Origin of the sequence: Streptomyces minutiscleroticus (assembly GCF_014650875.1) — a bacterium.
GTDB classification, from domain to species: domain Bacteria; phylum Actinomycetota; class Actinomycetes; order Streptomycetales; family Streptomycetaceae; genus Streptomyces; species Streptomyces minutiscleroticus.
Genome location: NZ_BMVU01000030.1, coordinates 48,710 through 62,070, shown reverse-complemented (window position 1 = coordinate 62,070; position 13,361 = coordinate 48,710). Strand labels below are relative to the sequence as shown.

At 75.5% G+C, this 13,361-nt stretch carries 8 protein-coding genes; all 8 read right to left on the bottom strand.

The window, feature by feature from the left end:
* Nucleotides 1-297: 297 nt before the first annotated feature.
* The 8 genes from IE271_RS25670 to IE271_RS25635 all read right to left on the bottom strand — a co-directional run bounded on the left by IE271_RS25670 (nucleotide 298) and on the right by IE271_RS25635 (nucleotide 13,270).
* Nucleotides 298-2,595, bottom strand: coding sequence for a lantibiotic dehydratase (locus IE271_RS25670; RefSeq protein ID WP_190192794.1), 2,298 nt, complete (start codon nucleotides 2,593-2,595; stop codon nucleotides 298-300).
* 11 nt (nucleotides 2,596-2,606) lie between these two features.
* On the bottom strand, nucleotides 2,607-2,867 hold the full coding sequence (locus IE271_RS25665) for an acyl carrier protein (protein ID WP_190192793.1): 261 nt from the start codon (nucleotides 2,865-2,867) through the stop codon (nucleotides 2,607-2,609).
* A gap of 92 nt (nucleotides 2,868-2,959) precedes the next feature.
* A complete protein-coding gene (locus IE271_RS25660) occupies nucleotides 2,960-3,907 on the bottom strand; it encodes a threonine ammonia-lyase (protein ID WP_190192792.1) in 948 nt (315 codons plus the stop codon).
* Nucleotides 3,904-5,430, bottom strand: coding sequence for an amino acid adenylation domain-containing protein (locus tag IE271_RS25655; protein WP_190192791.1), 1,527 nt, complete (start codon nucleotides 5,428-5,430; stop codon nucleotides 3,904-3,906). Before IE271_RS25655 ends, IE271_RS25660 begins: the two co-directional genes overlap by 4 nt.
* Nucleotides 5,427-7,757, bottom strand: a complete 2,331-nt coding sequence (locus IE271_RS25650) for a lantibiotic dehydratase (RefSeq protein ID WP_190192790.1) — start codon at nucleotides 7,755-7,757, stop codon at nucleotides 5,427-5,429. Before IE271_RS25650 ends, IE271_RS25655 begins: the two co-directional genes overlap by 4 nt.
* Nucleotides 7,758-7,805: 48 nt before the next feature.
* Nucleotides 7,806-8,753 carry an ornithine carbamoyltransferase gene (locus IE271_RS25645; protein ID WP_190192789.1) on the bottom strand — a complete coding sequence of 316 codons (948 nt, stop codon included), beginning with the start codon at nucleotides 8,751-8,753 and terminating at the stop codon, nucleotides 7,806-7,808.
* 29 nt (nucleotides 8,754-8,782) lie between these two features.
* A complete protein-coding gene (locus IE271_RS25640; RefSeq protein ID WP_190192788.1) occupies nucleotides 8,783-10,051 on the bottom strand; it encodes a diaminobutyrate--2-oxoglutarate transaminase in 1,269 nt (422 codons plus the stop codon).
* A gap of 30 nt (nucleotides 10,052-10,081) precedes the next feature.
* Nucleotides 10,082-13,270 carry a non-ribosomal peptide synthetase gene (locus IE271_RS25635; RefSeq protein WP_229919563.1) on the bottom strand — a complete coding sequence of 1,063 codons (3,189 nt, stop codon included), beginning with the start codon at nucleotides 13,268-13,270 and terminating at the stop codon, nucleotides 10,082-10,084.
* Nucleotides 13,271-13,361: the final 91 nt, after the last annotated feature.

Below are 13,361 nucleotides of genomic sequence, written 5' to 3'. Positions count from 1 at the left end.
GCCGGGCCGCGCCGGACACCCGGCGGGGGACGTACGCGGCGACGTCACCGCCGCGAGGCCCGCGCGGGCCGACCGGGGCCGGCCGGGGGGGCCGTGGACCCGGTCGACCCGGGGGTCCGCTCGTCCCGTGCTCGACGTCCCACGCCCGTCCACCGGGGGCGGACCGGCTCCTCCGTCCGCCCGGCACGAGCGGGACGGCGCCGGACGCGACCGGGCCGGACTCCTGGTACGGAGTCCGGCCCGGTTCGGCGGTGCGGGGCGGATCGCGGCTCGCGAGCGCGGGGAGGGGCGGGCGGTTCAGTCCGTGACGGCGACGAGGCGCAGTTCGGAGGTGTAGCGCCGGCCCTGGTCGTCGGTGAGCCAGGTCTGTTCGGGGGTGGGGAGCATCTCGGTGACGGTGAGGCGGGCGTCGGGGTCCTTACGGGTGAGGCGGCGGGCGGCCTTGGCGAGGATGTTGACGTAGACGGGGCTGTCGAAGTCGACGAAGAAGGGCCGTGGTTCGGTGGGGGAGACGACGAAGACGAAGCGGGGCAGTTCGTGGGTGTCGCGCCACTGCCGGGCCCGGACGAACCGCCGGGCCTCGCTCTTGTCGTCGGCGAAGGCCAGCGCGGAGCCGGTGAACCGCCAGGTCTCCCGGGCCACCGTCATCCGGTCGACGGTGACCCGCGGGGAGTGGTCGGCTTCCGGCAGGAGCCGGAACCGGTCCGTCACCAGCGTGGTCAGCACATGGGCGAAGACCTCGACGGCAGGGAAGACCGCGCCGTCGGGCAGTACCACGCAGAGCCGGCCGTCGCGGTGCTCCACCACGGCGTCGGCGCTCGGCACGGTGCGGTCGCGGTACGGGTCCGCCGTGTCGTCGAGGAGGGCGACCTGGTAGTCCTGCGGCCGTACCAGCGCGTGCCGGATACGGGCGGAGAGCCGGGATCTGTGCTCCTTCGGCAGCAGCGGCATGAGCCGCGGCGCCGGGTGGTCCCGGTCGGTGCGGTCGAAGAGCTCGCGGGGCTCGGGGTGCTGGTTGACGAAGAGTTCGTTGCCGAGCGTGTTGGCGGCCAGGTGGAGTTCGCCGAGGGTGAGGTGGAACTCGCCGCGCCCGACGGCGACGGCGTCCTCCGCGGCGATCATCACGTCCGGACTGACGTACCGCGCCGCCGTCCAGCCCGGTGCGGTGGCCGGCCCGAAGGCCTCCGCCACCCGGCCGGCGATGTCCGCGGCGGCGACCGTGACCCGGCGCACCCCCTGGGACGCCGGGAGGATCCGCCGCCAGCGGCGCTCGAACTCCGCCTGGAGGTCAGCGGCGTCGGTGACCGCGGCCCCGTGCAGGACCGGCATGCAGGCGAACCAGAAGGCGGCGAGGTCCACCGGCCGTCCGGGCCCGGTGCCGGCGCGCAGCCGCTCGTACACCTCGGTGACGCGCGTCGCCACGCGGGCGGCCAGGGCGGAACAGAGCCAGGCGGCCGCGGACATCAGCAGGTCGAGCGGGGCGAGCGCGGCCAGCACGTGGCCGCCGAGCGTCACCCGGGCGGCGCGGCGGCTGTCCGAGTAGACCACGGCGCGGCCGGGCGCGGTGGCGGTGCTCTTCTCGCGTTTGGCGGCCGCATCGGTCACTCGTTGAAACGTCTGCTCGACGGAGGTGAGAGCCGCGACCAGGCGCTCGGGGTCCTCGCCCGCCGCCCGGACGGCCTCGGCCGCGCCCTGCAGTTCGTCCAGCCGGGCGAGGGCGGCGGCGCGCAGGGCCGGCTCGCCGATCCGCTCCAGGCAGGCGCGCAGCCGGCGGTCGGGCCGGATGTCGGCGGGTACGTCGAGCCGCCAGGTGATCCAGCGCAGCCGGACCAGTTCGTCGAGCAGGGCGGGCACGTCCGTTCCCGGGCCGACCTCCTGCTGGAGGGCCGGGACGGAGCGGGTGCCGTCGCACAGGCGCAGCAGCCGCAGCGTCTCCGGCGGCACGGGGTGCGGCGGTCTGGCGGGGGTCCGTACGGCGTTCTCCTCCAGCCGTACGAACGGCACCCGGCGGGGTGCCGTCCAGGCGCGCACGGCCGGGTCGGCGTCGAGCCCCCGGGCCAGGGCGTCGACCGACCAGCTGGACCAGAAGACCTCCGAGGAGGCGGTCAGCCCGGTGCCCGGCTCGACGGCCACGCCGGGCCGGGAGGTGTCGAAGGCGCCCCAGCCGACCGGGCCGAAGAACCCGATGGTGTCGTTCTTGACGCAGAACCGCTGCCAGTAGTGCGCGATCAGCTCCTCGCGCTGGCGCTGCTTGAAGGTCCGGCCCCCGGTCGCCGGTGACCAGTTGAGGAACGGTCGGATCGCCGAGTCGAGCACCCCCCGGTTCTGCCAGGCGACCGCTGCCCGGAACGGTCCGGAGGCGGCGATCTCCTGCGCGCTCGCGGCCGCCCGCACGGCGGCCCGGGCGAACTCTTCCTCGAAGGCCTTCCAGGCCGCGCCGGACAGGGCGTCCCCGGGCCCGAACTTGTCCGCGGCCGCGGCCAGGCCCTCCGGCGCGAGCCGGAGCACCCCGTTCGCCGGGAACCCCGCGCCGCGCACCGCGACCTGGTCCCACAGCCGCCAGCGGCCGCTCAGAGAGACGGATCCCTCGTGCATCCCGCTGCCTCCTAGGCCGACGTGGGAGCGAGGGACAGGTCGTCGACGACGACCTGCGCGAGCTCGGCCGGGGACGGATAGGTGAAGACCAGGGCGACGGCGATCTCGGCGTCGAGCAGTTCCTGGAGACGGGCGACGATCTGGAAGGCGGCGAGCGAGTCGCCGCCCGCCTCGAAGAAGTCGCTCGCGGCGTCGAGGGTGTCGTCGCCGAGTGTCTCGCGGTAGTAGCCGGTGATCAGCCCGGTCAGTTCGGCGGTGTCGATGGGGTTCATGGCCTGTCCTTCTTCGGGTGGTGTGGATGTGAGCAAGGGAGACGGGGCGGCGCGGCCGGCGCGCGGGCCGGTCACCGGTCGCCGGTCGCCGGTCAGCGGCCGGTGCCGGCGTGCGCGGCTCGGGCGGCGGCCAGGGCCGCGGCGCTGTTGCCGCCGGAGACGACGACGGCGCTGCGGCCGGGCAGCCCGAGCCGGAGGGCGCCGGCCAGGGCGACGGCGCCGCTCGGCTCGGCCGGGACGCCGGCGCGGTGCAGCAGGGCCGTCGCGCGGAGCACGGCCCGGTCGCCGACACCGATCAGCTCGTCGGCCCGGTGCCGGACGATCGGGAGGATCACCTCGCCGGGCCGCTGGCCGCGCAGCCCGTCCGCCACCGAGTCGCCGGGCGGCAGTTCGACCGGGCGGCCGGCGGCGACCGAGCGGGCGTAGCGCCGGGTCCGCTCGGGTTCCACGCCGACGATCCGGACCGCGCTGCGGAGGTGGGCGGCGGCGAGGCAGACGCCGGCCAGCAGGCCGCCACCGCCCACCGGCACGAAGATCGTGTCGAGGTCGGGGGCGTCCCGGAGCACCTCCAGACCGACGGTGCCCTGTCCGGCCACCACGAGTTCGTGGTCGGAGGAGGGCACCAGCGCGGCGCCGGTGCGGGCGGCGAGGTCCTTGGCGTACCGGTCGCGTTCGGCCACCCCGCCGGGCACCCGGACGACCCGGCCGCCGAGCGCCCGGACGGCTGCCTCCTTGGCCTCGGCCGCGCCGGCCGCCATCACCACGGTGACCCGGACGCCGAGGGTGCGGCCGAGCGTGGCCACCGCGATGCCGTGGTTGCCGGAGGAACCGGCGACCACCTCGTCGGCGCCGAGCGCGAGCATCGCGTTGGCCGCGCCGCGCAGTTTGAACGACCCGCTGTGCTGGAGGTGTTCGGCCTTGACCAGCAGGCCGGGCAGCAGATCACAGCGGAGCAGCGGGGTGTGCCGGACATGGGGGGCGATCCGTTCGGCGGCGGCCGGCACGGCGGCCGGTCCGATCCGGGTGTCCGCGGCGGTCATGACACGGGCTCCGGCACGGGGGCCCGCAGTGCCCGGCGGTCGGCCTTGCCGCTGTGTGTGACGGGCAGGCGCGCCAGCCGGATGAACCGCCTGGGCATCATGTGCGGCGGCAGGGTACGGGCCAGGTGCGCGCGCAGCCGGGTGTCGGCGGTGCCGTCGAGCGGGCCGGTGACGTGGGCGGCGAGCCAGGTCCGGCCCCGGTCGTCGGTCTCGGCGGTCACCACGGCGCCGGTGACCTCGGGGTGGGTGAGCAGGGCGCCCTCGATCTCGGCCGGGTCCACCCGGTGGCCGCGGACCTTGATCTGGCGGTCGGTCCGGCCGAGGTACTCCAGCGTTCCGTCGGGGGCGCGCCGGGCGAGGTCGCCGGTCCGGTACAGCCGTGCGCCGGGCGGTCCGTAGGGGTCGGGCGGGAACCGGTCGGCCGTCAGACCGGGCTGCCCGCCGTAGCCGCGGGCCACGCCCGCGCCGCCGATGTGCACCTCGCCGGTCCGCCCGTCCGGGACTTCCCGCCCGTGCGGGTCGAGCAGGCGTACGGCGGTGCCGTCGACGGCGGTGCCGACGGTGTCGGCGGAGGTGTCGGGGACGGCCGGCACCTCGTACCGGGTGGAGGTCATCGTGCACTCGCTGGGCCCGTACTGGTTGACCAGCCGGCCGCCGACCAGGGCGCGGCCGCCGGCGGCGAGGAAGGGGCGCAGCGACTCGCCGCTGGAGCAGACCAGGCGCAGGGTGCGCAGCCGTTCGGCCGCGCGGGGGGACTGGGCGAGGAAGCTCAGGAAGGAGGGTGTGGTGCTGAGGACGGTGTCGACGCCGTACTCGGCGACGGTGTCGGCGAAAGCGTCGGCACCGAGCAGGCGCGAGCGTTCGGCCAGGACGACGCACCCGCCCGCGGCGAGCGGTGCGAAGGTGTCCCGGATGGACGCGTCGTAGCCGGGCGGGGCGAGCTGGAGGGCGACGGTGCCGGGGCCGAGGTCGTTGTCGCGGACGACGGCGCGCAGGTAGGTGTCCAGGCCGCCGTGCTCGATCAGGACGGGGTTGGGGGCGCCGGTCGAGCCCGAGGTGTGGCTGACGTAGGCGAGCGAGCGCGGATGGGGGACGGGGAAGGCGGCCGGCGGAGGAGCGGCTGCGGGGAGCCGGTCGACCAGGACGGCGCCCGCGTCGACCAGCGCTCCGAGGCGGTCGGCGAGGGCGGCGCAGGTGAGCAGGTGGGCCGCGCCGCCGCCGGCGGCGAGCGCGGCGAGCCGCCGGTCGGGCAGGCCGGTGTCCAGGGTGAGGAACGCCCCGCCGGCCCGGACCACCGCGGCGGTCGCGACCACGGCGTCGGCGCCGGGGGGCAGGGCCACCGCGCAGACCCGCTCCGGTCCCACGCCGTGGGCGGCGAGGTGGGCGGCGAGCCGGTCGACGCGGGCGGCGAGTTCGCCGTAGCCGGTCGGGCCGTCGGCGGTCAGCAGGGCGGTGGAGTGCGGTGCGCGCTCGGCGTGCGCGCGGATGTCGTCGACGAAGGTGGTCCGTGCGGCGGCGGTCATGCCGGCTCCCCGGGGGCGGCGCTCCGGTCGACGGCGACGAGGCGCAGTTCGGAGGTGTAGCGCCGGCCCTGGTCGTCGGTGAGCCAGGTCTGTTCGGGGGTGGGGAGCATCTCGGTGACGGTGAGGCGGGCGTCGGGGTCCTTGCGGGTGAGGCGGCGGGCGGCCTTGGCGAGGATGTTGACGTAGACGGGGCTGTCGAAGTCGACGAAGAAGGGCCGTGGTTCGGTGGGGGAGACGACGAAGACGAAGCGGGGCAGTTCGTGGGTGTCGCGCCACTGCCGGGCCCGGACGAACCGCCGGGCCTCGCTCTTGTCGTCGGCGAAGGCCAGCGCGGAGCCGGTGAACCGCCAGGTCTCCCGGGCGACGACGGTGGAGTCGATGGTGATCCGGGGCGAGTGGTCGCCGTCCGGGCGCAGGGTGAAGCGGTCCATCACACGGTCGGTGAGCGCGTGGCAGAACACGTCGAGCAGGTCGAAGACCGAGCCGTCGGGCAGCACCGCCGACAGCCGGCCGGCGCGCTCCTCCACCCGCACGTCGCCGGAGCGGACGGTGCGCGGGCGGTGCGGGTCGGCGCTGTGGTCGGCGAGTGCGACGTAGTAGTCCTGCGGGCGCTCCAGGGACTGGCGGCTGCGGGCCGACCACTTCAGCGGAAGCTCCTTGGGCAGCATGGGGAGCAGCCGCGGGCCGGGGAAGTCGCGGGTGGTCTCGTCGATCAGCTGCCCGCGGTCGGGGTGCTGGTGGACGAAGAGCGACTGGCCGAGGGTGTTCATGGCGACGTGCAGTTCGCCGATGACGAGCTGGAACTCGCCGCGTTCGACGGCGTCCGGGTCCTCGGCGACGATCATCAGGTCGGGGCTGATGTACCGGCTGAGCGACCAGCCGCGCCCGCCCTCGGGGAACGCCTCGCGCACCTGGTCGGCGATGGCGGCACTGGAAAGCGAGACCCGCCGGGCGCCGGCCGGGGCGCCGATGATCCGCCCCCAGCGTTCGCGCAGGTCGGCCTGGATGCGCTCGATGTCGGCCACGGACTCCGGGTGCGGGGCGGGCAGGCAGGCGAACCAGAGCGAGCCGAGGTCGACCTGCTCGTGCCGCTCCCGCAGCTTCAGGTAGGCATCGTGGATGCGCGCGCCGACGGCCTCCGCGTACCGGTCGGTCATCCAGCGGGCGGCGGTCAGGCACAGTTCCAGCGGCGCGAGCTGCTCCAGGACGGCGGTGCCCACGGTCGCCGTGGCGGACCGGCGGCAGTCGGAGTACACGAGGGCGCGGTTGGGCGCGGTCCTGGCCCCCTTCTCGCGGACCGCCGCGACCTCGGTGATCTCGGCGAAGCCGCTCTCCAGGGCGGCGAGCGCGGCGGTCAGCTCCTCGGGGTCGGCACCGGCCCGCTCGACCCGGTCGCGGCCGGTCTCCAGCACCGCCAGCTTGGCCAGGGCGGGCTCGCGTACCGCCGGGTCGCCGATGCGCTCCAGGAGGGCGCGCAGTTCCCGCTCGGGGTGGGTGCCGGCGGGCACGTCGAGCTTCCAGCCGATCAGGCGGCGGGAGACCAGCCATTGCAGGGCCTCGGCCACCTCGCGGGCAGGCAGGTCCCGGCCCAGCTCCCGGGCGGCCAGGCCGGTGATCTCGGCGGGTGTCCTGCGCCCGTCGCACAGGCGCAGGACGGTGAGCGCGGGTTCACGTACCGGTTGCGGAGGGCGGCCGGGCAGACGCACCGTGCCGTCGGCCACCCGGACGAACGGGACCCGGCGCGGCGGTGTCCACCCGCGTACCCGCGGGTCGCGGTCGATCGCCTTCGCGAGGGCGTCCATCGACCAGCTGGAGAAGTAGACCCGGGACTCGGCCACCAGGCCGGCGCCGGGGCGCACCTCGACGCCGCGCCGGAGGGGGTCGAAGGTGCCCCAGCCGACCGGGCCGAAGAACCCGATGGTGTCGTTCTTGACGCAGAACCGCTGCCAGTAGTGGGCGACCAGCTCCTCGCGCTGGCGGGGCATGCTGGTGCGGCTCCCGGCGGCCGGCGTCCAGTCGAGGAACGGCTTGATGCCGGTGCGGAGCACCGCACGGTTCTGCCAGGCGACCGCGGCCCGGAACGGCGCCGAGGCGGCGATCTCCTGGAGGTCGCGCGCGGTCCGCACCGCGGCCGCGGAGAACGCCTCCTCGAACGCCTCCCAGTCCGCCCCCGCCGGTACCTCCCCGGGGGCGAACTTGTCCGCGGCCGCGGCCAGGCCCTGTGGGGCCAGCCGGAGTACCCCCGCGGCGGGGAAGCCGGGCCCGCGGAGTGCGAAGTGCGTCCACAGGCGCCACCCGCCGCCGGGCATGCGTATGGTGTCGGACATTGCTGTGCTACCTCCCTGGGAAATGTGCGCCGTGCCGGCGGCCGGTCGTCAGGCCGGTTGTGCCGGGATGCCGCCGAGGCACCACTCCAGAACGGCGCGGGCGCTGTGGTACTTGTTCTCGGCCTGTTCGAACGCGATGCTCGCGGGGCCGTCCAGCACCTCGCCGGTCACCTCGTCGCCGCGGTGCGCGGGCAGGTCGTGCATGAAGGCGGCGCCGGGGCAGGCCGCCAGCACGGCGGCGTCCACCCGGAAGGGGGCGAAGACGCGCCGCCAGTCCGGGTCGGGCTTGGTCGTGCCGGTCGTCTGCCACCGGGTGGTGTAGACGATGTCGGCCTGAGGCAGGTCGGCCATGTTGTGCCGTTCCTCGACCAGCGCGCCGGACTCCTTGGCGTGGCCGAGGGCCCGGTCGAGGAAGGCCGGGTCGAGTCCGTAGCCGGCCGGGGTCCGCAGGTGCAGCTCGGTGCCGGGGAACCGGCTGAGGGCCAGGGCGAGCGCCGAGGCGGTGTTGTTGCCCTCACCGACGTACAGCACCCGCAGCCCCTCGATCCGCCCGAAGCGGCCGAGCATCGTGGTGAGGTCGGTGAGGGCCTGGGTGGGGTGTTCGGCGGCGCTCATCGCGTTGACCACGGCCATCCGCTGCTGGGCGGCGTAGGCGCGGAGCTCCCCGGTGCTGCCGGCGGTCCGCGCCACCAGCACGTCGAGCATGCGGGAGAGCACGTCGCCGGTGTCCTCGGAGCTCTCCCCGGTGTTCTCCTGGAGGTCGCCGGGGCCGTAGGTGATCAGCCGGCCGCCGAGCCGGAGCGCACCGGCCGAGAACGCGGTCCGGGTGCGGGTGGACGTCTTGCGGAACAGCACGCCGACGACGGCGTCGGCGAGCGGCCGGGCGCCGTCGTGCTCGCCGGCGGCGTACTGGGCGCCGCGGTGCACGAGCCAGCGCAGCTCCCGGTCGGTCAGGTCGTCGAGGGAGACCAGGTGGTGGCGGTGGGGTCGGGACATCGGAAGGGCCCTTCTCGGGTGGCCGGCCGTCAGTTCGCTCGCAGGGCGTCGTGCAGGATGCCGAGCCCCTCGTCGAGCAGGCCGGGCGAGACGGTCAGCGGGGGCATCACCTTGAGGACCTCGTCGTACCGGCCGCAGCGCTCGACGATCAGGCCGTGCTCGAAGGCGTGGCGCTGGACGCGCTCGGCCCGGTCCGCACCGCCGGCGCGGGCGGTGTCGATGCCGAGCACCATGCCCCGGCCGCGCAGCACGAGGCCGGGGTCCAGCGCGCCCACGTCGGCCCGGAACCGGGCGAGGCGTTGCGCGCCCTGCCGAAGACCGGTCAGGAAGTCGTCCTGCTGCCAGAGTTCGCACGCCGCGGTGGCCGCGACGAAGGCGAGCTGGTTGCCGCGGAACGTGCCGGTGTGCTCACCGGGCTGCCACAGGTCCAGCTCGCGGCGGAACAGGGTGAGCGAGAGCGGCAGCCCGTAGCCGCTGAGGGACTTGGAGACGGTGACGATGTCCGGCACGATCCCGGAGTCCTCGAAGCCGAAGAACGTGCCGGTGCGGCCGCAGCCGGTCTGGATCTCGTCCAGGATCAGCAGCACCCCGTACCGCTCGGTGACCTCGCGCAGCCGGCGCAGCCACTGACGGCTCGCCGGGTAGACGCCGCCCTCCATCTGCACCGGTTCCACGACGACCGCCGCGGGCGGTTCGGTGCCGGAGGACGGGTCGGCCCACAGCCGCTCGATCAGGCCGATCGAGTCGAACGGGCCGAGCGGGCCGTCCTCGAAGGGGACGAAGGTCACGTCCCCGCCGGCGACCGCGCCCGCACGGCGGGCGCGGCGGCTGCCGGTGATCTCCAGTGAACCGCGCGACATGCCGTGGTAGGCGCCGGTGAAGGCCGTCAGACCGGTGCGACCGGTCGCCCGGCGGGCCAGCTTGAGGGCGGCCTCCACCGCGTCGGTTCCGGTCGGGCCGGTGAACTGCACCTTGAAGTCGAGGCCGCGGGGCTGCAGGACGACCTCGGTGAACCGGGTGAGGAAGTCGCGCTTGGCGACGGTGTGCAGGTCGAGGCCGTGCATGAGGCCGTCGTCGGCGAGGTGGTCGAGGATGCGCCGCTTGACGGCGTCGTGGTTGTGCCCGTAGTTGAGGCTGCCGGCGCCGCAGAAGAAGTCGATGAAGGCTCGGCCGTCGTCGGTGTGCAGCAGCGCGCCCTTGGCGCGCTCGAACACCGCGGGGAAGGTGCGGCAGTACATGCGCACCTCGGATTCGGTCCTCTCGAAGACGGAGGTGTCGGTGGTCGCAACGAGGGTCATGGCGGTCCTTGGGCGAGGGGGCGGTTTCGGTCAGCGGCCGGCGGTCGTGCGGTCGCCGCGCGGTCGTGCGGTCAGCCGCGGCAGGGGGCCGTCCGCGGCCGGCCGCGGGTAGCCGTCCAGGGCCGCGGCGAGGGCGGCGACGGTGGGGTGGTCGAACAGGGCCCGCACGGGAACGTCCACGCCGAGGGCGGCGCGCAGTCGCACGGACACCCGGGTGGCGAGCAGCGAGTGCCCGCCGAGCAGGAAGAAGTCGTCGTGGGCGCCGATCCCGGTGGCGTCGAGGACCTCCTCCCAGATCCTGGCCACGGACCGTTCCCGGGGGGTGCGCGGAGCGGCGGCCGGGCCGGCCGCCTGTGGCGTCGGCACCGGCAGCGCGTGACGGTCGACCTTCCCGCTGACCGCGGTCGGGAGGGCGTCCAGCAGGACGAACGCGGCCGGGATCAAGGGATGGGGCAGGGAGTCGAGCAGCCCGGCGCGCAGGACGTCGGGCGTGGGAGGGTTCCCGGCGTCCTCCACGACCAGGTACGCGGTGAGCTGCCGGCCGCCGTCGGCGCCCGGCGTCGGGTGCACCACGGCGGCGCGGACGCCGTCGAGGGCGAGCAGTGCGGCCTCGATCTCGCCCGGTTCGATCCGGTGGCCGCGGATCTTCACCTGGTGGTCGCTGCGGCCGAGGATCTCCAGCGAGCCGTCCGGACGGAGCCGGCCGAGGTCGCCGGTGGCGTACAGCCGGCCGCCGGGCGTGGTGGCGTGCGGGTCGGGGAGGAAGACGCCGGCGGTCTGGGCGGGCCGCCCCCGGTAACCCCAGGCGAGGCCGTCGCCCCCGATGCAGACCTGCCCGGTGCCGCCCTCGGCCACCGGCTCCAGCCGGTCGTCGAGCACCCGGACGGTGGTGTTGTCCACGGCGGTCCACTGCCGTACCCGCCCGTCGGCGCCGTGCCGGGCCACGCTGGTCCAGATCGTGGCCTCGGTCGGCCCGTAGAGGTCCAGGACCGGGGCGCCGCCGGCGGCGAGCGCCGCGGCCAGGTCGGTGTGGAGCTTCTCGCCGCCGGACAGCACGGTGAGGCCGGGGCCGGGGGTCCAGCCGGTGTCGACCAGCATCCGCAGCATCGACGGAGTGGCCTGGAGCAGGTCCGGACGGGCCTCGCCGATCAGACGGATTAGGCGCTCCGGGTCGCGGGCCTGCTCGGCGTCGGCCAGCACCAGCCGGGCGCCGGTCAGCAGCGGCAGGCACAGCTCCAGCATCGAGGGGTCGAAGGAGGCGGTGGTGACGCCGAGGACGGTGGTCGACGGACCCGGCTCCAGCCGGGCCGTCATCGCGTGCAGGAAGTTGGTCAGGGCACGGTGCGGGATCTGCACGCCCTTGGGCGTGCCGGTCGAGCCGGAGGTGTGGAAGACGTACGCGAGGTCGTCCGGTCCGGTGGTCCGCTCGAACCGGTGCGCCGGGCCGGCCGGCGGCGGGGCGCCGTCGAGCAGGAGGGTCCTCGCCCGTGTGCCGGCCACCCGTTCGGCCAGCGGGCCGGTGGTGACGACCACGGCGGCCCTGGTGTCCTCGATCAGGTGGCCGATACGGCGTACGGGGTGCAGGGGGTCGAGCGGGACGTAGGCGCCGTCCGCCTTGAGGACGCCGAGCAGGGCGACGAGGAGCCCGGTGCCGCGCTCCAGCAGGACGCCCACCCGGGTGCCGCGGCCGACGCCGAGGCCGCGCAGCCGGTGCGCCAGCCCGTCGGCCCGCTCGTCGAGTTCGGCGTAGCTCAGCTCTCCGTCCCGGGAGCGGACGGCGGTGGCGTCCGGGGTGCGGCGGGCCTGCCGCTCGAACAGGTCGGCAACGGTCTGCGGGGGCACGGCGCGGGCGTTGCCGAGACCGAGCGCGAGCCGGCGGCGGCGCTCGCCGCCGGGCAGCGGTTCGAGTGCCGAGGTGGCGTGGATCAGCGGCTCGTCCGGGGCGGCGAGCAGGCCGCGCAGCAGCCGGACGTAGTCCTCCGTGAGGCGGGCGGCCGTCGCGGGCGTGAACAGCGCGGTGGCGTACTGCAGACGCAGCCCCATACTGCCGTCGGGACGTCCGAGCAGGTCGAGCGCCAGGTCGAACGGTGTTCCGGCGACCGGGGTGGGCACCAGGTCGACCGTCAGGCCGGGCAGGTCGGGCGGTGCGGCCTGGGAGTCGAGGGTCAGGAAGGAGACCTGGAAGAGGGGGTTGCGGCTGAGGTCGCGGGACGGGGCCAGCTCGCCGACCACGCGTTCGAACGGTGTGTCGGCGTGGGTGAGGTCGGTCAGGGACGCGTCCCTGACCCGGTCCACCAGTTCGCCGAAGCCCGGCCGGCCGGACAGGTCGGCGCGCAGGACCACGGTGTTGACGAAGGGGCCGATGAGGTCCCTGGCGGCGGCGTGGCCGCGGCCCGCGACCGGGGTGCCGACGGCGAAGTCGCTCTGTCCGCTGTACCGGCCCAGCTGGGCCTGGAAGGCCGCGAGCAGCACCATGAACCGGGTGGCGCGGCGGGACCGGGCCAGCCGGTCGGCCCGTGCCACCAGGTCGGCCGGGAGGGTGAACCGGGCCACGGCGGCGGTGCCGTCGAACTCGGCGGGGCGGGGCCGGTCGGTCGGCAGATCCAGCGGCGGCAGGCCCGCCAGCCGTGAGCGCCAGTGGTCGAGGCCGCGGGCGAGCCGGGGACCGGCCGACCGCTCGCGCTGCCGGGCCGCGAGGTCGGCGTACTGCAGGGGGAGTTCCGGGAGTCCGTGGGGGACGCCGGTGGTCCTGGCGCGGTAGGCCGCGGCCAGGTCGCGGGTGAGGATGTTCCAGGAGGAGAAGTCGAAGGCGATGTGGTGCACCACGACGGCCAGCAGGTGGTCGTCGGGGGCGAGCCGCGCCAGGGTGGCACGCAGCGGCGGCGCGGTCGACAGGTCGACCGGCCGGTGCAGCGCGCGGTCGAGGACCGCGGCGATGCCGGCCGCCGAGGCGGGCGCCTCGACCGTGTCCAGCGGAACCGCGACCCGCGGGACCACGTGGGCCAGCGGCTCGCCGTCGGCGGCCGAGTACCGGGTGCGCAGCACCTCGTGCCGGTCGACCACGTCGGTCAGGGCGGCGGCGAGGGCCTCGGTGTCGAGGCCGCCGCGCAGGCGCAGCGCCAGCGGAAGCAGATGGTCCGCCGTGCCGGGTCGCAGTTGGTCGAGGAACCACAGCCGTTGCTGCGAGAAGGACGTCGTCCGGCCGTCACCGCGGTCCACCGGCTCACCTCCAAGGAGTCTCGGGTAGGTCGTCGCGCGCCTCGGCTGGCCGGGGCACATCCGGAGCTTGCCGTCGCGGTGCGGCGGCGCA